At 64.7% G+C, this 22,926-nt stretch carries 26 protein-coding genes and 2 riboswitches; of the genes, 6 read left to right on the top strand and 20 right to left on the bottom strand.

From position 1 onward, the window contains the following. Positions 1-265: 265 nt before the first annotated feature. The 8 genes from cobW to EUU22_RS14890 all read right to left on the bottom strand — a co-directional run bounded on the left by cobW (position 266) and on the right by EUU22_RS14890 (position 6,515). Positions 266-1,345: a cobalamin biosynthesis protein CobW gene (gene cobW / locus EUU22_RS14925; RefSeq protein ID WP_129332749.1), complete on the bottom strand. Its 1,080-nt coding sequence runs from the start codon at positions 1,343-1,345 to the stop codon at positions 266-268. 3 nt (positions 1,346-1,348) lie between these two features. After that, positions 1,349-1,873 carry a bifunctional adenosylcobinamide kinase/adenosylcobinamide-phosphate guanylyltransferase gene (gene cobU / locus EUU22_RS14920; RefSeq protein ID WP_245485051.1) on the bottom strand — a complete coding sequence of 175 codons (525 nt, stop codon included), beginning with the start codon at positions 1,871-1,873 and terminating at the stop codon, positions 1,349-1,351. Between the two features lie 169 nt (positions 1,874-2,042). Then, positions 2,043-2,410, bottom strand: a riboswitch (cobalamin riboswitch). A gap of 62 nt (positions 2,411-2,472) precedes the next feature. Continuing rightward, positions 2,473-2,940 (bottom strand): hypothetical protein, encoded by a 468-nt coding sequence (locus EUU22_RS14915; RefSeq protein ID WP_129332747.1) that lies wholly within the window; start codon positions 2,938-2,940, stop codon positions 2,473-2,475. 62 nt (positions 2,941-3,002) lie between these two features. After that, the gene (locus EUU22_RS14910) at positions 3,003-3,794 is read right to left on the bottom strand and encodes an ATP12 family chaperone protein (RefSeq protein WP_129332746.1); all 792 of its coding nucleotides are present in this window, start codon (positions 3,792-3,794) and stop codon (positions 3,003-3,005) included. Beyond that, positions 3,787-4,458, bottom strand: coding sequence for an HAD-IA family hydrolase (locus EUU22_RS14905; protein ID WP_129332745.1), 672 nt, complete (start codon positions 4,456-4,458; stop codon positions 3,787-3,789). Before EUU22_RS14905 ends, EUU22_RS14910 begins: the two co-directional genes overlap by 8 nt. Further along, the gene (locus tag EUU22_RS14900) at positions 4,455-5,447 is read right to left on the bottom strand and encodes an RluA family pseudouridine synthase (protein ID WP_129332744.1); all 993 of its coding nucleotides are present in this window, start codon (positions 5,445-5,447) and stop codon (positions 4,455-4,457) included. The genes EUU22_RS14905 and EUU22_RS14900 overlap by 4 nt, the downstream gene beginning before the upstream one ends. 94 nt (positions 5,448-5,541) lie before the next feature. After that, positions 5,542-5,919 carry a fluoride efflux transporter CrcB gene (crcB, locus tag EUU22_RS14895; RefSeq protein ID WP_129332743.1) on the bottom strand — a complete coding sequence of 126 codons (378 nt, stop codon included), beginning with the start codon at positions 5,917-5,919 and terminating at the stop codon, positions 5,542-5,544. A 59-nt stretch (positions 5,920-5,978) separates the two neighbouring features. Next, positions 5,979-6,515: a flavodoxin domain-containing protein gene (locus EUU22_RS14890; protein WP_129332742.1), complete on the bottom strand. Its 537-nt coding sequence runs from the start codon at positions 6,513-6,515 to the stop codon at positions 5,979-5,981. A gap of 290 nt (positions 6,516-6,805) precedes the next feature. On the opposite strand from EUU22_RS14890, the gene EUU22_RS14885 reads away from it, so the two are divergent. Then, the gene (locus tag EUU22_RS14885; protein WP_129332741.1) at positions 6,806-7,081 is read left to right on the top strand and encodes a hypothetical protein; all 276 of its coding nucleotides are present in this window, start codon (positions 6,806-6,808) and stop codon (positions 7,079-7,081) included. 80 nt (positions 7,082-7,161) lie between these two features. Here the strand turns inward: EUU22_RS14885 and EUU22_RS14880 are convergent, their stop codons facing one another. Together EUU22_RS14880 and EUU22_RS14875 are read right to left on the bottom strand one after the other, a co-directional pair. Then, the gene (locus EUU22_RS14880) at positions 7,162-8,214 is read right to left on the bottom strand and encodes a copper chaperone PCu(A)C domain-containing protein (protein ID WP_129332740.1); all 1,053 of its coding nucleotides are present in this window, start codon (positions 8,212-8,214) and stop codon (positions 7,162-7,164) included. A gap of 93 nt (positions 8,215-8,307) precedes the next feature. Then, on the bottom strand, positions 8,308-8,679 hold the full coding sequence (locus EUU22_RS14875; RefSeq protein WP_129332739.1) for a hypothetical protein: 372 nt from the start codon (positions 8,677-8,679) through the stop codon (positions 8,308-8,310). Positions 8,680-8,905: 226 nt separating this feature from the next. Then, positions 8,906-8,994: riboswitch (glycine riboswitch) on the top strand. 153 nt (positions 8,995-9,147) lie between these two features. On the opposite strand from EUU22_RS14875, the gene gcvT reads away from it, so the two are divergent. The 5 genes from gcvT to EUU22_RS14855 all read left to right on the top strand — a co-directional run bounded on the left by gcvT (position 9,148) and on the right by EUU22_RS14855 (position 14,399). Continuing rightward, positions 9,148-10,281, top strand: coding sequence for a glycine cleavage system aminomethyltransferase GcvT (gene gcvT / locus EUU22_RS14870; protein ID WP_129332738.1), 1,134 nt, complete (start codon positions 9,148-9,150; stop codon positions 10,279-10,281). Positions 10,282-10,364: 83 nt separating this feature from the next. Then, on the top strand, positions 10,365-10,727 hold the full coding sequence (gene gcvH / locus EUU22_RS14865) for a glycine cleavage system protein GcvH (protein WP_129332737.1): 363 nt from the start codon (positions 10,365-10,367) through the stop codon (positions 10,725-10,727). Continuing rightward, positions 10,724-13,588, top strand: a complete 2,865-nt coding sequence (gcvP, locus tag EUU22_RS14860; protein ID WP_129332736.1) for an aminomethyl-transferring glycine dehydrogenase — start codon at positions 10,724-10,726, stop codon at positions 13,586-13,588. Before gcvH ends, gcvP begins: the two co-directional genes overlap by 4 nt. A gap of 107 nt (positions 13,589-13,695) precedes the next feature. Then, positions 13,696-13,830: a hypothetical protein gene (locus tag EUU22_RS25985; protein ID WP_280956494.1), complete on the top strand. Its 135-nt coding sequence runs from the start codon at positions 13,696-13,698 to the stop codon at positions 13,828-13,830. A gap of 242 nt (positions 13,831-14,072) precedes the next feature. After that, positions 14,073-14,399, top strand: coding sequence for a flagellar basal body rod C-terminal domain-containing protein (locus EUU22_RS14855; protein WP_129332735.1), 327 nt, complete (start codon positions 14,073-14,075; stop codon positions 14,397-14,399). A 71-nt stretch (positions 14,400-14,470) separates the two neighbouring features. Here the strand turns inward: EUU22_RS14855 and EUU22_RS14850 are convergent, their stop codons facing one another. The 10 genes from EUU22_RS14850 to sufC form a co-directional block, all read right to left on the bottom strand. Then, the gene (locus tag EUU22_RS14850) at positions 14,471-16,063 is read right to left on the bottom strand and encodes a hypothetical protein (RefSeq protein WP_129332734.1); all 1,593 of its coding nucleotides are present in this window, start codon (positions 16,061-16,063) and stop codon (positions 14,471-14,473) included. A gap of 122 nt (positions 16,064-16,185) precedes the next feature. Further along, complete coding sequence (locus tag EUU22_RS14845) at positions 16,186-16,533, bottom strand: LysE family transporter (RefSeq protein ID WP_342635424.1); 348 nt, start codon at positions 16,531-16,533, stop codon at positions 16,186-16,188. 23 nt (positions 16,534-16,556) lie between these two features. Further along, positions 16,557-17,369 (bottom strand): hypothetical protein, encoded by an 813-nt coding sequence (locus EUU22_RS14840; protein ID WP_129332732.1) that lies wholly within the window; start codon positions 17,367-17,369, stop codon positions 16,557-16,559. A gap of 139 nt (positions 17,370-17,508) precedes the next feature. Further along, on the bottom strand, positions 17,509-18,135 hold the full coding sequence (locus EUU22_RS14835) for a LysE family translocator (protein WP_129332731.1): 627 nt from the start codon (positions 18,133-18,135) through the stop codon (positions 17,509-17,511). 2 nt (positions 18,136-18,137) lie between these two features. Next, on the bottom strand, positions 18,138-18,587 hold the full coding sequence (locus EUU22_RS14830; RefSeq protein ID WP_129332730.1) for an Lrp/AsnC family transcriptional regulator: 450 nt from the start codon (positions 18,585-18,587) through the stop codon (positions 18,138-18,140). A 186-nt stretch (positions 18,588-18,773) separates the two neighbouring features. Next, positions 18,774-19,166 carry a Fe-S cluster assembly scaffold SufA gene (sufA, locus tag EUU22_RS14825; RefSeq protein ID WP_129332729.1) on the bottom strand — a complete coding sequence of 131 codons (393 nt, stop codon included), beginning with the start codon at positions 19,164-19,166 and terminating at the stop codon, positions 18,774-18,776. Positions 19,167-19,244: 78 nt separating this feature from the next. After that, on the bottom strand, positions 19,245-19,625 hold the full coding sequence (locus tag EUU22_RS14820) for an SUF system Fe-S cluster assembly protein (RefSeq protein WP_112684953.1): 381 nt from the start codon (positions 19,623-19,625) through the stop codon (positions 19,245-19,247). Positions 19,626-19,635: 10 nt separating this feature from the next. After that, positions 19,636-20,880 (bottom strand): cysteine desulfurase, encoded by a 1,245-nt coding sequence (locus EUU22_RS14815; RefSeq protein ID WP_129332728.1) that lies wholly within the window; start codon positions 20,878-20,880, stop codon positions 19,636-19,638. Continuing rightward, positions 20,873-22,147, bottom strand: coding sequence for a Fe-S cluster assembly protein SufD (gene sufD, locus EUU22_RS14810; RefSeq protein ID WP_129332727.1), 1,275 nt, complete (start codon positions 22,145-22,147; stop codon positions 20,873-20,875). The genes EUU22_RS14815 and sufD overlap by 8 nt, the downstream gene beginning before the upstream one ends. Positions 22,148-22,170: 23 nt before the next feature. Next, positions 22,171-22,926: a Fe-S cluster assembly ATPase SufC gene (sufC, locus tag EUU22_RS14805; RefSeq protein WP_129332726.1), complete on the bottom strand. Its 756-nt coding sequence runs from the start codon at positions 22,924-22,926 to the stop codon at positions 22,171-22,173.

Raw genomic sequence — 22,926 nt, 5'->3', positions numbered from 1 at the left:
CTTCCCCAAGAGCTCGTATCGGGGGGTGTCGCATTGACATCACCCCCCTCTGGCCTGCCGGCCATCTCCCCCTCAAGGGGGGAGATCGGAAGCGGCCAAGTCGCGCCTCGCGGCAACCCCTTTTGACCCGTGCTTCAACCAACCGACCCTCTGTAATGCTAACAGAATGACCGAGCGTCGCCGCATGGTGATCTCCCCCCTTGAGGGGGAGATGGCCGGCAGGCCAGAGGGGGGTGATCGACGAATTCATGGGCTCAACCGGTCCTCAGGCCGCCTTCTCGACCGCCTCGACCACGGCGGCGAAATCCCAGTCGTGCAGGCCGATGACGACGAGGCGGGTCTCGCGCTTCTCGCCGGTCGCCCAGGGCCGGTCGAAATAGGTGTCGATGCGCGAGCCGACCGCCTGGACGACGAGCCGCATCGGCTTGCCGGGCACATCGACGAAGCCCTTGAGCCGCAGGATGTCATGCGCCTCGATGACGGCTCTCAGCCGCTCGACGAAGGCGGCCGGATCGGTGATCGCCGGAAGTCGCAGCGCAAAGCTCTCGAACTCGTCGTGGTCGTGATGGTGCAGGTGGTCGTGTCCCTCGCCCGAGGCGTGAGCTGCCTCGTGCTCCAGCTCGTGGTGCGACTTGCGGTTTTCGATATCGGCCTCGGAGCCGGCGCCGAGGCCGAGGAGCACGATCGCCGGAACCTCGCCGTTCCTCGCCTCGACCAGCGTCGGCTTGCGGTTGATGCGTCCCGCAACCTCGGAGCGGACCGCGGCGATCCCGTCGCCGTCCAGCAGATCGGTCTTGTTGAGGACGATCAGATCGGCGCAGGTGAGCTGGTCCTCGAAGAGTTCCTCGAGCGGGCTGTCGTGGTCGAGCGAGGCATCCTGCTCGCGCATTGCGTCGACCCGGTCGTGGTCGTCGGCGAAACGACCCGCCGCCACCGCGGCACTGTCGACCACGGTCACGACGCCGTCGACCGTCACGCGGGTGCGGATGTCCGGCCAGTTGAAGGCGGCGACCAGCGGCTGCGGCAGGGCGAGACCGGAGGTCTCGATGACGATGTGATCCGGCCGCTCGTCGCGTTCGAGCAGCTTCTGCATGGTCGGCACGAAATCATCGGCCACCGTGCAGCAGATGCAGCCATTGGTGAGCTCGATGATGTCGTCCTCGCTGCAATTGTCGGCGCCGCAGCCCTTCAGCACCTCGCCGTCGACGCCGAGGTCGCCGAATTCGTTGATGATGAGCGCGATCTTCTTGCCGTTGGCATTCATCAGCATGTTGCGGATGATCGTCGTCTTTCCGGCGCCGAGGAAGCCGGTGATGACAGTTGCCGGGATCTTCTGCTGCAGCATGGTTCAACCCTTCATTTTCAGCGGCAGTCCCGCCGCGACGAAATAGACTTCGGTCGCGACCGCCGCGACCATCTGGTGGAGCCGTCCGGCATGGTCGCGGAATTCGCGCGCCATGCGGTTTTCCGGCACGATGCCGAGCCCGACTTCGTTCGAGACGAGGACGAGCCGCGCCTGGAGCGTCGGCAGGACCGAGACGAGGCGCGCGCTTTCGGCGGCGACATCGCGTTCGTCCAGCATCAGGTTCGTGACCCAGAGCGTCAGGCAGTCGACGAGCACGACACGGCCCGGCGCGTCGATGCGCCGGAGAAGGTCGGCGAGGTCCACCGCCTCCTCATGGGTCGCCCACCGCCCGCCGCGGCTTTCGCGATGCAGGGCAATGCGTTCGCGCATTTCGTCGTCGAAGGCGCGTCCCGTTGCGACATAGTGGCGTTCGAGCCCGCTCGCCTCGGCAAGCGCCTCCGCGTGCCGCGACTTGCCCGAACGGGCGCCGCCGAGCACGAACACGCAATGGCCGGCAGCCGCGCTCAAGGGCTGACCTCCGCGGCAGAGCGCCGGAAGGACGGGCATAGGAAGAGGCCGGGCACGCGGCCCGGCGGAAGGGATGTGGAAATGCGGGATCGCACGATCCCGCCGTCACAAGATGTCGCCACGACAACCTCCGTGCTGGCAACGGGGATTTTTCCCCAGGATGGGCTTTCAAAGCCCGGCACGGGTGGCAGGTCTCCTGGCTCGCGGTTGAGGCGCCTGGCGCCAGCGGGTCTCTCTCACCTTCCCGGAGCTTCGAGGCGACACGAAGGGCGGACGATTCGTAGAAATAGAGGCGTCCCGGCCCCGGCTGTTCGTGTCGCCACTCCAGTGGCTTTTCCGGTTTCCCCGAAGAACCCGCCGTCCGCCCCTTGCGGACCCGTCGCGGATATTCCGGTTCGCCGGATGAAGGACCCTCACCGCTCTACAGTCGCGGGGTCGGCTGCGATTGGCAGGCCCGGCTTGGGTCCCCACCGTCGCATTCCCTTTTTCGTTCCGCCCCGTATCGACGACGCGGAAACCATCCGAATGAGAAACTGCTTAGGCGCAAGCGACGGTGAAGTCAATTCGAACGGGACGCCGGCAAGCCGTCCCGCAGCCCCTCACTGACGTGCCGACGGCATGCTCAAGACGAAGAGCGAGCGGATGCGCGCGGCGGCCGCCTCGGCGAGCGCCTCCGCCTCGAAATCCGGATTTTCCGTTCCACTCGTCACCGGGAAGGTCGCAATCGCGACAGGAGAACCGTCGATGACCGAAACGGCCGTTACTGTCACCGTCGCCTCGCTGCGGCGGTTGAGCGGAGAAATGTCCGGCCGGTAGGAGCCGATCCGCACCGAGAGAACCACCGGCGGTGCCTCCGGCCGTGGCACTGTTGCAGCAATCGCTGCGGCAATGCGGCTGTCGGTGCCGATGATCACCGCCTTCGGCACCCGGACATCGGCGAGCACCGTCAGGTCGCGGACATCGTAGACCTTGCGCGGCGTGAAGAAGCCCGCCCCGGCCATGCCGCACGACGACAGCAGCACGGAAAGGAGAAGCGCGATGGCGGCATGGCAGAACCGCAGAAACATGACAGGCTGATCCGACCCCGATTCGGTTCGGAGAGCCTGTCACCATTATGGTTAGCGCCGCGTTAAGCGGCTGCCCGCACCGCCCGGAATAGGCGCGCCGCGGCGTCCATTTCCTCGAAGCGCTTGGCCCGGCGCGCCCGCGCCTCCTCGTCGACGCCCCAATGCTCCTCCGTCCAGTCCTCGTCGAGATGGGCGAGCGCCCAGACCTCGGGAGCGGAAAGAAAGCCTTCGGCGAAGGCGAGCGTCAGGATCGCCGAGCCGGTCAGCGTCGTCACCACGTGCAGCGCCGCGAGCTCGAACGGCGTCCGATAGGCGTCGAGCGCCTTGGCGAAAGCATCGATCGCCACCTGCGGCTGCGCCTGGTGGACAATGCCGGCGGCGAGAACGAAGCGGGCACCGTGGGCGGAAGCCACCCAGTCGATCACCCGTCCCCACTGTCGCGCCTGGCGTTCGACGAGTTCCTGCGGCGATTCCGCGTGGTAGCAGAGCAGGTCGTTGCCGGCGTAGCGCACGATGTCCTCGAACACGGCATCGACCTGATCGGCGACGGCGTCGATCGCGGTATTGGCAAGCCGGGTCGTCGGCATCGTCGCCGGGTCTATCGTCTCGCCCTGTGCGCGCCACTCCGAAGCGACGAGTTCGGCGGCCTCGGCCGTCGGCAGCCGTAGCGCACGTTTCGCCGGCGTCTTCACACCGCGTCCGTCGAGCACGACGGCGACACCATCATCCTCGCTCCGCGTGCCGACTTCGATGTAGAAGCGCTTGGCCTGCGGCCGCTGCATCTGGATCTGCGCCCGGCGCACCGGGTCCGGATCGCTCGGCTCGGGGCCGAAATCGCTGAGAAGGTCACGCATCGACGGTTCCTTTCATGACATGGGCCAGAAGGTCAGCTGGGTGGTCGACGACGGCGTCGGCGCCCGCAAGCAGCAGGGCGGCGGTCGTCGAATAGCCCCAGGAGACGCCGATCGCCCGGGCGCCCGCGGCCTTGCCCATCTGCATGTCGTAGATCGCGTCGCCGATCACGACCGCATCCCGCGCATCCATGCCGGTTTCGCGGCAGCACTCCAGGACCATGGCCGGATTGGGTTTCGACGGACATTCGTCCGCCGTCCGTGAAACGACGAAATGGGGCTTCAACCCATGGGTTTCAAGCACGCCGTCGAGGCCGCGGCGGGACTTGCCGGTCACCGCTCCGATCAAGAGGTCGTCACGGCGAACCATCGCCGCGATCACCTCGGCAATCCCGTCATAGAGCGGCTCCTCGAAGCCTTGCTCGACGCGCACCTCGGCGAAAACCGCCTTGTAGTAGAGCGCCATCGCTCCCGCCTCGTGGTCGACGTCCGGTTTGCCCTGCATGGTGGCGATCGCGAGATCGAGGCTCAGGCCGATGATCGCCTTGGTGTGTTCGACATCCGGCGCGGCATGGCCGAAATGAAGGAAGGTGCGTGTCATAACCGCGTGGATGAGGCCGACACTGTCGACGAGCGTGCCGTCGCAATCGAAGAGGACGAGCTTCATTCCTCGTCCCTCGCTCCGTCGGCCTCGTCGAAGCCGAGCAGGTTCCAGCTCTGCACCATGTGCGGCGGCAGCGGCGCGGTGACCTTCAGCCGCCCGCCGGAAGGATGCGGAATGTCGATGGAACGGGCATGGAGATGCAGCCGCTTCTGGATGCCGCCCGGGAAATCCCAGTTCGGATCGTCGATGAAGTATTTCGGATCGCCGATGATCGGATGTCCCATATAGAGCGCATGGACGCGGAGCTGATGGGTGCGCCCGGTGTATGGCTCCATTTCAAGCCAGGCGAGGTTCTGGGCGGCGGTGTCGATCACCCGGTAATAGGAGACGGCGTGGTCCGCCCCCTCCTCGCCGTGCTTGGCGACACGCATGCGATCGCCGTCGGGGGTCTGCTCCTTGACGAGCCAGGTCGAGATCTTGTCCTCGTGCTTGCGCGGCACGCCCTTGACCAGCGACCAGTAGATCTTGTGGGTGTCGCGCTCGCGAAAGGCGGCGGTCAGCTTCTGTGCTGCGCCCCGCGAGCGGGCGACGACGAGAACGCCGGAGGTGTCGCGGTCGATACGATGGACGAGACGCGGTTTTTCGCCCTTCTTGTTCGTCCAGGCCTCGAGCATCTTGTCGATGTGGCGGGTCACACCCGAGCCGCCCTGCACGGCGAGCCCGGCCGGCTTGTTGAGCACGAAAACCTTTTCGTCCTCGTAAAGCAGCATGCGCGAGAGAAGTTCGCCGTCGCCCGAATGTTTCAGGTCCTTGCCGGCGATCGGTCCGGTCTTCGCCTTGGCGTCGACGTCGAGCGGCGGCACGCGGATCATCTGGCCCGGCTGAACGCGCGTATCGCTCTTCGCCCGGCCGCCGTCGATACGCACCTGTCCGGATCGCAGAAGCTTCTGCAACGCACCGAAACCGAGGCCCGGGAAGTGCACCTTGAACCAACGGTCAAGCCGCATTCCGGCCTCGTCCGCATCCACCTTGATATGCTCGACGCCCGCCATTTCCGCTCTTTCGACAAATTTCCGCACGGCCCGAACGCCGCGCATCAGGGCCTTTAGAGCATTTCGCCTGCCGAAGGGAAGCTTAAAAGCTGTCTCAGAGCATTGAGCGCATGAGACCGATACCGGCAACGGTGGCCGCCAGCGAAAGACCCACGCTCGCGCCAACATAGACGAGACTCGAAAACGCTTCGCCCCGCTCGAACAGCGAGACGGCGTCGAGCGCGAAGGCGGAGAAGGTCGTGAACCCGCCGAGAAAGCCGGTAATCAGCAGTAGCCGCATCTCCGCCGAGGCGCCGAAACGCACAACGATCAGTTCCGCCAAAATTCCGATACCGAACGAGCCGACAAGGTTGACGGCGAGGGTGCCCCAGGGAAAGGCCGGACCGGCCAGCCGAAGCAGACCGACACCGACGAGATAGCGGCAGACCGAGCCGACCGCACCACCGGCGGCTACGAGTATGATCTGGTTCACGTTGCGCCTTCCATCTCGTCGGGCCCGGCCGGGCGGGCTCTGTCATTCGACCTGTCGCCTCACGCCCTTACGCCCGCGAGGAAATCGGCGACGAAACGCTCGAGCTCGGCCCAGTCCGTGAACTCGAAGTTCTGGCTGGCATCGGTCGGCGCACCCTCACGCGCGGCAAGGCGCTTCGCCATCCAGCGCTTGAAGAAGTCGTATTCGGTGTAGCGCAGTGCACCTGCGGCATTGAGCACCCTGCCGGGCGTCCAGCCGGTCTCGGCCATCAGGGTGTCGGGGAAATGACGCGCCTCTTCGCGCTCCTCCTCGAACTCGCTGCGGATGAACAGCGAGACCGACACAAAGGCGCTCGGCACCGATTTCAGAAAATCCCTCTCGCGGCGAACGAAATCGACGAAGGGCGCGGGATAGCGCCCGGCGTGGATCGGAGCGCAGAGGATCACCGCCTCCGGCCGCTCCAGCGCATATTCGGCCATGGAAGTGACGTTGAAGAAGACGGCGCGATGACCTGCCTTCTCGACATGCTCGGCGATCTTCTCGGCGATCTTGCGCGTCTGTCCTTCGATGCTGACAAAGCCAATGAGAATGTTCATTTTCCCCTCCGTCCCTTTGCCGGCAACCCGCCAGAGCCACCGCATACCTACCGTTTGCCGCCGTTGAAATCAGCGAGCGGACGCCTGAATTTGCAAGCAAAATGACAGATCGGCGAGCGATTGCAAGCCTGCCCCGGCGCCATTTCGGGTGGTTCCTTCGACGCCTTTCGCCGCAGCTTCGACAGACCGCCGCGCAGTCCATCGAATTTGACTAAAATGCTCCTGCCGGATTTAGCAGTCCGTAGAGATGCATGCGGTATCCTGCGGGGATAGAGATACCGGTGACAACCATGCCCCAGGTAGTGACAGTGTCGGCCACCACGGCCGCCTATGCGATGGAAGCAACCAAACCGCCCCAGCGTGTTCCTCGCGGCACGCTGGTCGAGGAGCAATTGCAGGTCTTTGCGGAACGCGCCGCCAAGGGCGACGACTTCAGGCTGCGTGCAATCCTCACCGTCGTGCAGCCGCCGGCGCTGTCGCTGCATTTCCTGACGGCGGGCCAGACGAAGCATGAGCAGGCGACGCTCAAGGAAGCGCTCGCCGCCTATCTCGGTTCTACCTCCTGAGGATATTTCGGCACTGATTCAAAAAGCGCCGCGGACACCTCGTCCGCGGCGCTCCTTTATAGCTGAGCTCCGGCGCCTGCTTACATTTTCTTCGGCGCGGCCGGGCCGACGGGCAGGACGAGATCGACGGAGCCGGCATTCTTGAAGGTCAGCGTCACCTTGACCGTGCCGCCCTCCACGAAGGGCTCCTTGACGCCCATGAACATCATGTGCAGGCCGCCGGGCTTCAGTTCGACCGTCTCGCCGGCCGGAACCGGAATGCCGTCCTTGACCGGCCGCATCTTCATGACGTCGTTCTCCATGGCCATTTCATGGAGCTCGACGTGGTCGGCAACGTCCGACGCGGCAGCAACCAGCACATCGTCGGTCGAGCCGGTGTTCTTGATGACGACGAAACCGCCACCGACCGGTTGGCCCGGAAGCATGGCCTTGGTGAAGCCGGCGGTCAGTTCGAGGTCGCCGACTTTCGCGGGCTCCATTCCGCCCGGATTGACGACACCCATGCCGGAACCGGCCATCGCGCCGTTCATCTGCTGACCGCCGGGATTGGCGACCTGAACGACCGGAGCACCCATGTGATGGCCGGCATGCATGTCCGCCGGCATCGCCGCCATATCACCTGCGGCAACGCGAAGCAGCGGAGCCGGCGATTTCACGGAATGCGGATCCGCACCCTCCGCCGGCACCTGGTCCCAGACGACCTTTCCGTCCGCACCGCAGAGCTGGGTGGTGACGAAGGCAAGCGCCTTGCCGCCCTCGACCCCGGACACCTTGCCGTTGATTGCGAAGGTATCGAAGTTGTCATCCGGAAGGCTGCCGTTCTTCCAGCGGATCTCGACCGGCCCGGACGTCACCTTCTTGCCGTGGTTGTCGTAGGCCTTCTGATAGTCACCCTTGATGACCTCGAGATCCCAACCGGGCTTCGGCATCGGCTTGGCGAACACGAAACCCTCGGGAAGCTTGACCTGAACCTCGTTCGTCGCCTTGCCGTCGCAGCCATGCGGCACCTGCAGCACGGCAGTGACATAGGATTCCGGATCGACCGGGCCGTTCGAAAGGCTCGCATGGGCGAAGGCGGCTCCGGCGGCAAGGCCGGCAGCAGCGAAAGCGAGAAGGGAATTGACGGTCTTCATTATTGTTCTCCTGACCGGTCCTCCGAAACAGAATGGGAGGCGACCGGAACGCGCCGCAGGGCGGCATTGTTTCTGACGAAAATTCTCGAAAGATCAGGCGAAGACCGGCGGCGCACGCGAGCGCGGACGCTCGACAGCTTCGGGGCCGGGATAGTGCGCGACCACGACCGATTCGTTGTCGAGGCTTGCGAAGGAGGAGAGCAGCCATCCCTCGTCCGGCGGCGCCGGCAGGAGCGTTCCCGCGGCGAGAATACAGGCTTCGCAGAAGCCGCTCACAGCAGGATGCTTGATGGCCACGTCGCCGACGCAGAGGTCGGCGTAGCTGCCGTCGGGAAGGACGTAGGACGCCGTTTCGAGCGCCGCCGCCATCACTTGCGGAGGCTTGTGTGCAAAGGCGAGCGACAGTACGGCGAGCGCGCAGAACATGCGCACCAAACCGCCACCGATCCACTTCGCTTTCGTCATTCCACTACCTCCGGGCGGCATCATCCTTAGCGTCTTTCGCGCCGGAATCAACGACCCTGTGCAACCGTCTCCACATTCGGACGTCACGCCGCAGCTGTCTTTGATCAAGAACAAACCCCGCCGCCGCAACGTGACCTCCCTCGACGGATGGAAACGACAGCGACAATTATTTGCTTCACAACGACGCAAGCCTCTTGCCAAGGGCCAGCCTTGCCAGATAATGCCAAGCCATCTTGTTGGGAGAAGCCGGTTCGATCCGGTGCCGAAGGAGCAACCGCCCCGGAAACTCTCAGGCGAAAGGACCACAAGGTGCCATTGGACTCTGGAGAGAAGCGTTCCGTCTGACGGGACGCGCGCCGAAGGGATAACAATCTCAGGCAAACGGACAGAGGGGGCTCATGTAACCGGCGGGCATTCGCGCGCCATGATCTGAGCCAGCGCATCGAGCGCGAAAACCGGAGGCGCCCCTTGGATACCGCCCAACTGAAACGCACCCCCCTTTATGACCTCCACCTGTCGCTCGGCGCCAAGATGGTGCCCTTTGCCGGCTATGACATGCCGGTGCAGTATCCGGCCGGTGTCCTCAAGGAACATCTTCACACGCGCGAAAAGGCGGGGCTCTTCGATGTCTCGCACATGGGCCAGGTGATCCTGCGCGCCAAGAGCGGCAGCGTGGAGGACGCAGCCCTCGCCCTCGAAAAGCTCGTCCCCGTCGACATTCTCGGTCTGAAGGCAGGTCGCCAGCGCTATGGCTTCTTCACCGACACCAACGGCGGCATTCTCGACGACCTGATGATCACCAATCGCGGCGATCACCTGCTGGTGGTCGTCAACGCCGCCTGCAAGGATGCCGATGTTGCGCACATGAAGGCAAACCTCGGCGACACCTGCAAGGTCGAGCTCCTCGATCGCGCCCTGCTGGCCCTTCAGGGGCCGAAGGCCGAGGCCGTGCTCGCCTCGCTTTCTCCCGACGTCGCTTCGATGAAGTTCATGGACGTGCGTGACGCGACGATCGCCGGGATTGCCTGCATCGTCTCCCGCTCCGGCTATTCCGGCGAGGACGGCTTCGAGATTTCCGTGCCGGCCGACAGGGCGACGGACCTCGCCAAGGCCCTGCTCGCCCATCCCGACTGCGACCCCATCGGCCTCGGTGCCCGCGATTCGCTCCGCCTCGAAGCCGGGCTCTGCCTCTACGGCAACGACATCGACACGACGACCTCGCCGGTCGAGGGCGCAGTCGAATGGGCGATCCAGAAGGCCCGCCGCAAGGGCGGCGCCCGCGAAGGCGGCTTTCCCGGTGCAGATCGCATCCTTTCCGAACTCGAGAATGGCCCTGCCCGCCGCCGCGTCGGCCTGAAGCCGGACGGCAAGGCGCCGGTGCGCTCGCATGCGAAGATCTACAGCGACGAGAACGGCACGAGCGAGATCGGCGAAGTCACGTCCGGCACCTTCGGCCCGTCGGCCGGCGGCCCGGTCGCCATGGGCTACCTGCCCTCCTCCCACGCGGCGGTCGGCACGACCGTCTATGCGGAGGTCCGCGGCAAGTACCTGCCGATGACCGTCGCCGCGCTCCCCTTCGTCGCGCAGACCTACAAGCGCTGACCCCATGACCGCGACCGCCCTCATCCGGCTGCTGCCAGCGTGAGGACGGGTCGCTCCCCAACACGTCAAGAGAGGAACATCACATGCTGAAATTCACCGAAGAACATGAGTGGCTCAAGATCGAGGGCGACGTCGCGGTCGTCGGCATCACCACCCACGCCGCCGAACAGCTCGGCGACCTGGTCTTCGTCGAGCTTCCGGACGTCGGTGCAAGCTTCAAGAAGGGCGGCGACGCCGCGACGGTCGAATCGGTCAAGGCCGCGTCCGAAGTCTACTGCCCGCTCGACGGCGAGGTGACCGAAGTCAACCAGGCGATCGTCGACGATCCCTCGCTCGTCAACTCCGACCCGCAGGGTGCCGGCTGGTTCTTCAAGCTGAAGCTCGCCAACCCCTCCGACGTCGAAAAGCTGCTCGATGAAGCAGCCTACAAAGAGCTGATCGCATGAGCACGCCGACCGAATTCCAGTTCACCGATTACCAGCCCTATGACTTCGCCAACCGCCGCCATATCGGCCCCTCGCCGGCGGAGATGGAGGAGATGCTGGCGCTGATCGGTTACCCGAGCCTCGACGCGCTGATCGACGACACCGTGCCGGGCTCCATCCGCCAGCAGGTGCCGCTCACCTGGGGCGCCCCGATGACCGAGCGCGAGGCGCTCGACAAGCTGCGCGAGACGGCCAACAAGAACGAGGCATTGGTCTCGCTGATCGGCCAGGGCTACTACGGCACGATCACCCCGCCGGTCATCCAGCGCAACATCCTCGAAAATCCGGCCTGGTACACCGCCTACACGCCGTATCAGCCGGAGATTTCGCAGGGTCGCCTCGAAGCGCTCCTCAACTACCAGACGATGATCTGCGACCTGACCGGTCTCGACGTCGCGAACGCCTCGCTCCTCGACGAAGCGACTGCCGGTGCCGAGGCGATGGCCATGGCCGAACGTGTCGCCAAGTCGAAGGCGAAGGCCTTCTTCGTAGACGAGAACTGCCACCCGCAGACCATCGCGGTAATCGAGACCCGCGCGGCGCCGCTCGGCTGGGAGGTCGTCGTCGGCAATCCCTTCACCGACCTCGACCCGGCGAAGGTCTTCGGGGCGCTCTTCCAGTATCCCGGCACCTACGGCCATGTGCACGACTTCACCGGCCTGATCGCCAAGCTCCACGACGCCGGCGCAATCGCCGCCGTCGCTGCAGATCCGCTGGCACTGGCGCTCCTGAAGGCCCCCGGCGAAATGGGTGCCGACATCGCCGTCGGCTCGACCCAGCGCTTCGGCGTTCCGGTCGGCTATGGCGGCCCACATGCCGCCTACATGGCGGTGAAGGATGCCTACAAGCGCTCGATGCCCGGCCGCCTGGTCGGCGTCTCGGTCGACGCCCGCGGCAACCGTGCCTACCGCCTGTCGCTGCAGACCCGCGAACAGCACATCCGCCGCGAGAAGGCGACGTCGAACATCTGCACCGCCCAGGTGCTGCTTGCCGTCATGGCCTCGATGTACGGCGTCTTCCACGGACCGAAGGGCATCAAGGCGATCGCCCAGGCCGTCCACCAGAAGGCTGTCCTGATGGCGAAGGGGCTGGAAAAGCTTGGCTACAAGGTCGAGCCGGAAACCTTCTTCGACACGATCACCGTCGATGTCGGCCACATGCAGGGTCTCGTGCTGCGTGCAGCCCGCGCGGAAGGTGTCAACCTGCGCAAGGTCGGTGAGACGAAGATCGGGATCAGCCTCGACGAGCGCACGCGCCCGGCGACGCTGGAAGCGGTCTGGCGCGCCTTCGGCGGCAATTTCGTGCTCGCCGAATTCGAGCCCGGCTACCGGCTGCCGAAGGACCTGCTCCGCAAGAGCGAGTACATGACGCACCCGATCTTCCACATGAACCGCGCGGAAAGCGAGATGACCCGCTACATCCGCCGGCTCTCCGACCGCGACCTCGCGCTCGACCGGGCGATGATCCCGCTCGGTTCCTGCACGATGAAGCTCAACGCGACGGCGGAAATGCTGCCGATCACCTGGCCGGAATTTTCCGACATCCATCCCTTCGTGCCGGCCGACCAGGCCCTCGGCTACAAGGAGATGATCGACGACCTCTCCGAAAAGCTCTGCGCCGTCACCGGCTACGACGCCTTCTCCATGCAGCCGAACTCCGGTGCGCAGGGCGAATATGCGGGCCTGCTGACAATCCGCAACTATCACCTCGCCCGCGGTGACGCCCACCGCACGGTCTGCCTCATCCCGACCTCCGCGCACGGCACCAATCCCGCCTCCGCGCACATGGCCGGCATGGAGGTGGTGCCGGTGAAGGCGAAGGAGAACGGCGACGTCGACCTCGACGACTTCCGCGCCAAGGCCGAGCAGTATGCCGACACGCTGTCGTGCTGCATGGTCACCTACCCCTCGACCCACGGCGTGTTCGAGGAGACGGTGCGGGAAATCTGCCGGATCACCCACGAGCACGGCGGTCAGGTCTACCTCGACGGCGCCAACATGAACGCCATGGTGGGTCTCGCCCGCCCCGGCGACATCGGCTCCGACGTCAGCCACCTGAACCTGCACAAGACCTTCTGCATTCCGCATGGCGGCGGCGGCCCGGGCATGGGACCGATCGGCGTCAAGGCGCATCTGGCTCCCTACCTGCCCGGCCATGTGGCGACCGACGGCCGCTCGGGTGCGGTTTCGGCGGCACCTTACGGTTCGCCCTCGATCCTGCCGATCTCCTGGAGCTACTGCCTGATGATGGGCGGCGAAGGGCTGACGCAGGCGACCAAGGTGGCGATCCTCAACGCCAACTACATCGCCGCTCGCCTGAAGGGTGCCTACGAGGTGCTCTACAAGTCCGAGCGCGGCCGTGTTGCGCACGAGTGCATCATCGATACGCGCCCGCTCGCCGACACCTCCGGCACCACCGTCGACGACATAGCGAAGCGCCTGATCGACTGCGGCTTCCACGCCCCGACCATGAGCTGGCCGGTCGCCGGTACGCTGATGATCGAGCCGACCGAAAGCGAGACGAAGGCCGAGATCGACCGCTTCTGCGACGCGATGCTGGCGATCCGCGAGGAAGCCCGCGCCGTCGAGGAAGGCCGCATGGACCGCAACGACAACCCGCTGAAGAATGCCCCCCACACGGTGGAGGACCTCGTCGGCGAGTGGAACCGGCCCTACAGCCGCGAGCAGGCCTGCTTCCCGCCCGGCGCCTTCCGGGTCGACAAGTACTGGTCGCCGGTCAACCGCGTCGACAACGTCTACGGCGACCGCAATCTCGTCTGCACCTGCCCGCCGATGAGCGAATACGCCGAAGCCGCGGAGTAACCGGCCTTCTTCACCCGAATACCCGAGAGCCCGCCCCACCAGGCGGGCTCTCTTTATTTCGGGCACGAGTCGCAAAAGGGCCATCGAACGCGAGTAGGGTGGCAAGCATGGCACTCTGGATCGCAATCGGCGTAGGAATTGGTGCCGCTCTCGGCGCCACCGTCCTCGACAACGTGGCAATCGGCGTCGCCGTCGGCATTCCGATCGGACTCGTCGGCTGGCTTGCCGTCTCGCGCAAGTAGGCGGCGGCGCACAAACCGCGCGGTTCCACCGACCGGTCGAGCGCGATAGCATATTTCGCCATCGAGCTAATTTCCTATTTCCGTGATTATCTATTGCCCCGACTGGAAAGAAGGTGTCGTCGTCCCGTTTCGACGCATATGCCACCCGCAGAGCATCCAATTCGTCAACCCTGCTTCTTCACGCAGTGCAAACGCCGATAGCCTAGCGTGGCGCCACTCGCGTACAACGTCAGGGCAAGGACATGAGTATTTCGGCAATCATGAACATCGCCGTTTCGGGCATGCAGGTCCAGCAGACGCGTGCCGCGGCAACGGCCAACAATATCGCCAATGCGATGACGCCGCGCTATGACCGACTGAAGACCAATTTCTCCAGCGAAGACGCCTGCGGCGTCAGCGCCTCCGTGTCGCCGTCAGGTGCCGCCACCTTCGACGAGGGATCGAATGTTGATCTGACGCAGGAAGTGGTATCGCTGATCGAAAGCGAGAGCGGCTTCAAGGCCAATGCCTCCGCGTTCGAGACCGGCGCCGATATGTGGGACGCCCTGTTGAGCATCAAGCGCGATTGACGCCAATAGACAGGCTGAAGCTTCCCGTCTGCGGTCCATTTTCGTCGGAGAGCCACAAGCCCCGGCCGTGCCTACATCTTTTCCAGCACCAGCCGGTATCGCGGCACCTGAAGCGCGTCGAAGCCGATGACGACGAGGCGTGCCTCCTCCTTCAACATCGCGTCGAGGGTGACGGCCGCGTCCGACCCAAGCACGGGCGCTCCATCGACCTGCACGGCCGCGAGTTCCTCGGCGATGCTGTCCCGAGTAATCCAGTTGCCCATCGTCTGCGCGGTAACGTCGAGCCAGGCGGCGATGCGCGGCAGCAGATCGACCAGGTCGGGCGCGTGCGTCTCGCGGGGATAGAGGACACCCACGGCGTGGTGCAGGAAATCGCTCCCAGGCTCGGTGCGGTAGAAGCGCATTGAATTCACCTCCGTCCGATCGGCGATCGCGGCGATTTCGGCCGGACCGATCTTAGCGACCTTGCGCATTCCGAGATCGGCAATAGTCTCCGCCGGCCCGCCCCACAGGCGCGCCTGCTTGGTGGGCGAGAGTGCGCCGACATAGTCGTACATGCCGACCGCCTCGCCGGTGCCGTCGAGATCGGCGTGAGCGGCGCCAGGGTAGAGGCTGAAGGCACCGTCGGTCCGGACGAAATAGTGCTCGAACCGGACCCTGACGAAATCCTGCATGAGGGCGCGGGCCCGTTCCTTCTCCGCCGCCGGGGCCTTCTTCCAAAGGTAGCGCGTGAGAAAGCGGAGGCCGCGGTCCTTGGTCAGGATCCAGCGATGCAGGTCGTCGAGCCTGGTCGGGATGGGTTCGGCAAGCTGATCGAGCGAAGAGGCGAAGATCCGGTCGACGTATCGCAGCGGGAATTGTGGAAGGATGTCGTTGCCGTCGTTGTCGACGAACATCTTGATGACCTTGCCGCTGTCGCCGACGTCACCGCCGTCCAGCACCTTGCCGCTGGCCCGGTCGAGCGGGCCCCACAGGCCGGTCTCCGGATCCTGATGGTCGTAGAACCACTGGTGGAAGGCAAGCTTCACATCGTCCCTGAAGCCGTAGACATGCAGCCGCTCGTCCTGCTCCATAAGGTCGTTCAGCTCGATCAGGCTGACATAGGGCGCCTTGAACCGCGCGCCGATCCAGCCGACCGAACCGGCATCGTCCATCATGCGCTCGAGTTCGGCTGGCGTGTCGATCTCGTCGAGGAATTTCAGCGGGTATTTGAGGCGGAACGGCCTTGCCGCATCATGCGCGAGTTCCTCGATGAAGTTGATCATGTTGGCGGTGACGCCGAAACAGCTCACCAGCGGATCGCCCTCGACGGAATAGAAAGCGCCGGTGCGCGGGTTCTGCAGGTTCAGATAGAAGTCCAGTCTCTCAACGGCATTCGCAAATTGCGGGATCTTCACCAGTCCCTCGCCTGTCGTCATTTTGCGGTGCATCGCGTCGAGCCGGGAAAGCGCCAGGCGATAGCTTCCGTGGTCCAGATGATAGGCAATGCCCAACATCTGGAACTCGAATTCGGAGAGATAATAGCCCTCGCTCTTCAGGCTTTCATTGGCCTTGAAGATGCCGCTGATCTTCGAGGTCGTCGAAGCCACGATCAGGCCGATGGCGACTATCGCCAATGCGGCCACGGATGCGATCGCATAACCGATCTTCTTCCTCGCGCTCATGCGGGTCTCCCCTGATGCTCGTCCGCCGCCCAGGCGTGCGGCGATTATGAAGCGCGTCGGAGCGGCTCCGCAATGTCAATCGTCAAGGGAACGGACGAAGACAGGCCGTCGGGTCGGACGGTTCACGAGACGAGCGCGGCGATCCCCATGGCGATGGCGACCAGGCCGAAACCGAGCAGGACGACGCCGGAGATGCGCGAGACCCAGAGAGCAAAGGACGGCGGCAGGCGATGGCGCAGCACCGCGACGAGCCCGGAGAGAAAGAACCACCAGAGCATCGAGCCGGCGAAAACACCGGGGACCAGAAGGGCGGCGCTCCAGCGATCCCCTGCACCGGCGAGACCGAGGCCTGCGAAAATGGCCGCGAAGGAGAGGATGGTCGCCGGGTTGGTGATGGTTAGGAAGAAGGTCGATACGGTGGTCGCGGCAATAGCCGCGCCCGATCGTGCTGAGCGGCGGGACGGGGTCAGCGAACCGTCGTCCCTAACGCCCTTCAGCCTTCGTCGCCGCCGTCTTCGATGACTTCGTCGCCGCCATCATCGGCACCGGCATCATCCATGCCGTCATCGCCGCCATCATCGGCACCGGCGTCGTCCATGCCGTCATCATCAGCGCCAGCGTCGTCCGTGCCGTCGTCGGCAACGGCTTCGTCGGCACCGTCGTCGGCAACATCATCGCTCGCTTCGTCGACACCCATCTCGTCGGCGGCATGGTCCGGAACCTCGTCGTAGGCCGCCGCGTCGGCCTCGTCATTGTTGCCGTCGGCCAGCTCGTCACCGGCCACGTCCTCAGCGGTCCCACTGTCGAGGTCGGCTTCGACCGTCTCCTCGACCTCGGTATACGTCACCTCCTCGCTCTCCTCGTAGGTGACTTCGGTGTATTCCTCGGTGATGGAGATTTCTTCGGTGGTGACGACGGTATAGCTCTCGTAAACGCTATACTCGACCTCATAGCCGAAGCTGTAGCTCAGATCGACGAAGTGGTTGCCCCTGGAGCCGGTCGAGGTGGCGACCACTCCCGGCCCGAGCGCCAGCACCATCAGGCCGATGATCTCTGCGCTGTAGCCGTCGATGGCGACGATCGCCTCGGTGCCGGCGCTGTCGGAGACATGGAGGAAATAGACCTGCGCCTTGCGTCGGAGGTCGATGACCCTGATCCCCTTCTTTTCGAGCGCCGTCACGACGAAATGAGGGGAACGCAGCTTGTGGGCATGGGCGCTTGCAGCCAACGCCTGATGCGGCGCGACGGACGTGAATGCCATGGTGAGTTGCGCGGCGATGGCCGCGGAGCAGAAAATCTTTCGCATGGAAATAACGGATCCCGGGGGGAAAATGACGATCCTGCAGGCACCCCCTTCTCTGCCCACCGGTCAGCAATGACACGGGGGCGGCGAGGCTGTCATCGGCGAATAGGCGATTTCGACCGAATTTGCCCAAAAATGGGCGTCAGCCGAGCAGTCCCTTCACGCCCATACCGATCGCGATGGCACCGAAGGCAAGAAGGACGCCGCCGGAGACGCGCGAGACCCAGAGGGCGAAGGACGGCGGCAGGCGATGGTGCAGCATCGCCACCAGTCCGGAGAGAAAGAACCACCAGAGCATCGAGCCGGCGAACACGCCGAGAACCAGCAGGGCCGCGCTCCAGCGATCGCCTGCTCCGGCGAGCCCGAGGCCGGCGAAAATGGCGGCGAAGGAGAGGATTGTCGCCGGGTTGGTGATGGTAAGGAAGAAGGTCGATATGGTGGTCGCGACGAGGTCCCGCGCGCCGACCGTGGCCGCGGTGACCGGTGGACGCGGCCGGAAACTCGTCCAGCCGAGCCACAGCATGAACGCCCCACCGATGAGTTGCAGCGGCAGCGAGACCGCATCAAGCGCGAAGGCGAAGGCGGCGAAGCCCGCCGCCGCCATCAAGGCGTAGGTACCGTCAGCAAGCGCCGTTCCGAGGCCGCCGGCGACACCGGCCCAGAAGCCGCGCTCGAGCGTGCGGTTGATGCAGAGCGCACCGATCGGCCCGAGAGGCGCCGCGATCGCCAGACCGAGGACGATACCCTTAGCGACGAGCGCGACCGCCATTATCAGATCTCCGGCGGCGTGAACGGGGTTTCGGTTATGGTCGAGAGTGCGATCACGGTCTCACTGCGGGCAAGAAAGCCGCGTGCCTTGAGATCGGCGAGAAAATCCTCGATGCCGGTCAGCGCACTGACGCGAATCTTGATGAGATAGGACCATGCGCCGGTGATGTGATGACATTCGGCGATCGCCCGATGGCCGTTCATATAGGCACGGAACGCCTCCTCGTTGGCGCGCGCGTCGAGCGCCACGAAGACGAAGGCGAGGATGTCCATGCCGAGCGCGGCATGATCGGCGTCCACGGTGAAACGTTTGATCGCACCCGACGCCAGAAGTCGCCGCATGCGTTCGTTGACAGCCGACGGGGAGAGGCTTACATGCTCACCGATGTCGCTGAGCGAGCGCCGCGAATCCTCGGCGAGAAGACAGATGATTTTGTGGTCTATTATATCCATGGCCGCAAACTATACAAATTGCGGAACGTAGAGCAATAGTTTTTGCAGAAAATTCACACGGAAGCGAAGAGCCTCCAGGCGCCACGCCTGCGAGCTCTAAAGCCGCGCGCCCTTCGGGCGGCCGCTGACAGCTGAAGAAGCAGCTATCGGGGACAGGGGCCGAGCAGTTGAACGCCCGCCGGCTGCTCAGCCAGCGGTCACCGCCGCGTCCTTCTGGCGTGCGAGCTCGGCGAGGTCTGCCGCCTTCAGTTCGACCGACTCCCCGCAGCCGCAGGCCGAGGTCTGGTTGGGATTGCTGAAGGTGAATCCGGAACGCAGCTTCGTCGTCTCGAAGTCCATCTCGGTGCCGAGCAGATAGAGGACGGCGGCAGGATCGATCCAGACCTTCGCACCGTCACGTTCGATGAGATCATCTTTGGCGCTCGGCGCCGTCACGAGCTCGATCGTATATTCCATGCCGGCGCAACCGCCCTTCTTGATCCCGACGCGGACACCCTGCGCATCCGGGCCGGAACCTGCGACGATCGCGCGGACGCGCCGAGCGGCAGCGTCCGTCATGGTCATGACTTGAAAGCCCATTTCCTGTGTCTCCTGCCGCAGCCGGGTTCAAGGTCCGGCGCTTCGGTTCTTCAAATGTAGTCCCGGCCTTGACGACGATCAATACCAGCCGACCGCCACCTGGGCCTCTTCCGACATGCGGTCGGGCGTCCACGGCGGATCGAAGGTCATCTCCACCTCGACTCCGGACACGCCTTCAACGGCGCTCACGGCGTTCTGAACCCAACTCGGCATCTCGCCCGCCACCGGGCAACCCGGCGCCGTCAGCGTCATGACGATCTTCACCATGCGGTCGTCATCGATGTCGATCTTGTAGATCAGTCCCAGCTCGAAGATGTCGGCCGGGATTTCCGGATCGTAGACGGTCTTGAGCGCCGCGACGATGTCGTCGGAAAGGCGTGCAAGCTCTTCCTGCGGAATGTTCGACTGCACGATATCCTCGCGGAAGTCCGGCTTCTGTTCGCTCTCGTTCACACTCATGAGCGGCTCCTCAAGCAAAGAATGTGCGCGCATAATCGAGCGCATCGGCCAGCGCATCGATTTCGGCGCGGGTATTGTAGAGGCCGAACGACGCGCGGCAGGTCGAGGTCACGCCGAAGCGCGCAAGCAACGGCTGGGCGCAATGCGTGCCCGCCCGGACAGCTACCCCGCGGCGATCGATCAGCATCGAGACGTCATGGGCATGGATACCCGCAAGCTCGAAGGAGAAGATCGCCCCCTTGCCCGGCGCATTGCCGATGATGCGCAGGGAATTGATCGCCCGCAGCCGTTCCTCGGCATAGGCGGCAAGTCCCGCCTCATGGGCCGCGATCGCCTCGCGGCCGAGGCTGTCGATGTAGTCGAGGGCATGGCCGAGGCCGATCGCCTGAACGATCGGCGGCGTGCCGGCCTCGAACCGGTGCGGCGGGTCGTTGTAGGTCACACGGTCCTCGGTCACCTCGACGATCATCTCGCCGCCGCCCATGAAGGGCTGCATTTCCTTCAGCCGCTCCGTCTTGCCGTAGAGCGCGCCGATGCCGGATGGACCATAGAGCTTGTGGCCGGTGACGGCGTACCAGTCGCAATCGATATCGCGCACGTCGACCGGCATGTGCACGGCGCCCTGGCTGCCGTCGACGAGTACCGGAATGCCGCGCTCATGGGCGATGCGGCAGACTTCCTTGACCGGCACCACGGTACCGAGCGCGTTCGACATGTGGGTGATCGCGACGAGTTTGGTGCGCTCGGTCAGGCACTTCTCGAAATCCTCGATGTGGAAGGCACCGTCGTCGTCGACCGGCACCCAGACGAGCTTGGCCCCCTTGCGCTCGCGCAGGAAATGCCAGGGCACGATGTTCGAATGGTGCTCGAGGATCGACAGCACGACCTCGTCACCCTCGCCGACATGCGTCATGCCCCAGCCATAGGCGACCGTGTTGATCGCCTCGGTCGAGGACTTGGTGAAGACCAATTCGTCCACCGATCCGGCATTGAGGAAACGCCGCACCTTCTCGCGTGCGCCCTCATAGGCCTCGGTCGCCGCATTCGAAAGGAAATGCAGGCCGCGATGGACGTTGGCATATTCGTGCGCATAGGTGCGCGACACCGCGTCGATCACCTGCCTCGGCTTCTGGGCCGAGGCGGCGTTGTCGAGATAGACGAGCGGCTTGCCGTAGACCTCGCGCGAGAGGATCGGAAAATCCTGCCGGACGCGATCGACGTCGTAACCCGCAACTGTCGAAGAGAGATCAGCCATGGTGTTCCAGCCAGTCGGAGATCAACGCTTCGAGCGCCTCGACCAGTGCCTCGCCTTCCAGTTCCTCGACGATCTCGGCGACGAAGGCTCGCACGAGAAGTGCCCGCGCCTGCTTCTCCGGAACGCCGCGCGACATCATGTAGTAGAGATGATTGTGATCGATGTCGGCGACAGTGGCGCCGTGGGCGCACTGCACGTCGTCGGCAAAAATCTCGAGCTCCGGCTTGACCGAAAATTCGCCGTCGTCGGAGAGAAGCAGCGTGTTGCAGGCCATGCGCGCATCCGTCTTCTGCGCATCGGGGGCAACCCTGATCATCCCCTGGAAAACGCCGCGTCCGCGATCGAAGACCACGTTGCGGACGATCTCGGTCGAGGTGGTGTTCGCGACATCGTGGCCGAGGGTCATCGTGACGTCGACATGGCTCTCGCCGCCGATCAGGTTGATGCCGCGCAGGGTGAAATCGGAGCCCTCGCCGGCGGTGCGGACATGAACCTCCTGGCGCACCAGCTTGCCGCCGGCATTGATGATGAAGAGGCGGAATTTTGCCCCGGCCCCTAGCTCGGCCTTGATCTGCCCGAGATGGGTATCGTCCTTGCCTTGCGCTTGAAGGATGATCCAGGTCACGTCGGCGTCGTCACCGAGGACGAGATCGCTGACGGCGGAGACGAGCGCCGCACCCGCCCCATTGCCGATATGCCGCTCGATCACCGTCGCACGGCTCTTCGCCCCGAACGTGACCGGATAGCGGACATGAAGCTGACCGGCGCCATGGACGGACTGCAGCTCAATCGGCGCCTCGACAACCGTGTCGGCCTCGACAGAGACGGCAAAGCCGTCGCGCACGAAGCTGCTGTTGATGCGTCCGACGGTATCGTCGCGGTCGTGAGCGACGAGCCGGGCAGCGGCCGAACCGTCGGCCAGCATGCTGCTGAACGCCTGGACGCCGACACCTTGCGGCGCGCGGACCTCTCGGGCCACACCCTGCAACACGGCAAACAGGTTCGAACCCGCGACGACAGGCGCGGCCGTCTGCGCATCCGTCGCCGGCACGAACTCCGGAACGGCGCGCAGCAGGTTCTTCAGGTCCGTATAGTGCCACGCCTCGACCCGGCGCGTCGGCAGGCCGCCGCGCTTCAGCTCGTCGAAGAGCCGGTCGCGGGCGGCGAGAACACCGCCGTCGCCGGGCAGTTCACCGATCTGGTGTGAATAGCTGTCGATCAGCTGGCTTTCCGCCGCCGTCAGTCTATTGGCTGCTTGCAGGGTCATCGTCAGGACTCCTTCCCGGCCGGTCAGGCCGCTTGCCCGATGATGTCGGCGTAGCCGCCGGCTTCCAGCTCGAGTGCCAGGTTCTTGTCGCCGGTCTTGACGATCTGCCCCTTGTAGAGGACGTGGACGGTATCCGGCACGATGTAGTCGAGGAGCCGCTGGTAGTGGGTGATGACGATCACCGCGCGGTCCGGCGACTTCAGTGCGTTGACGCCGTCGGCGACGATTTTCAGCGCGTCGATGTCGAGGCCGCTGTCGGTTTCGTCGAGGATGCAGAGCTTCGGCTCGAGCAGCGCCATCTGCAGGATTTCGGCGCGCTTCTTCTCGCCGCCGGAGAAGCCGACGTTGAGCGGCCGCTTCAGCATGTCGGGGGCGATCTTCAGTTCGGCGGATGCTTCCTTCACGCGGCGCATGAACTCCGGCGTCGTCAGTTCCGGCTCGCCACGCGCCTTGCGCTGCTCGTTCATCGCCACCTTGAGGAACTGCATGGTGGCCACACCCGGAATTTCGACCGGATACTGGAAGGCGAGGAAGATGCCCTTTGCCGCGCGCTCTGCCGGGTCGAGCTCCAGGATGCTCTCGCCGTTGTAGAGGATGTCGCCCTCGGTGACCTCGTAGTCCTCGCGGCCCGACAGGATGTAGGAGAGCGTCGACTTGCCCGAGCCGTTCGGCCCCATGATCGCCGCCACTTCGCCGGCCTTCACGGTGAGATTCAGGCCGCGGATGATTTCGGTGCCGTCTTCGGCGATGCGGGCGTGCAGGTTTCTGATTTCAAGCAT

This window comes from Ciceribacter ferrooxidans (assembly GCF_004137355.1).
GTDB lineage: Bacteria > Pseudomonadota > Alphaproteobacteria > Rhizobiales > Rhizobiaceae > Allorhizobium > Allorhizobium ferrooxidans.
The sequence above is the reverse complement of the archived record's forward strand: the minus strand, read 5'-3'. Positions and strand labels throughout refer to the sequence as shown.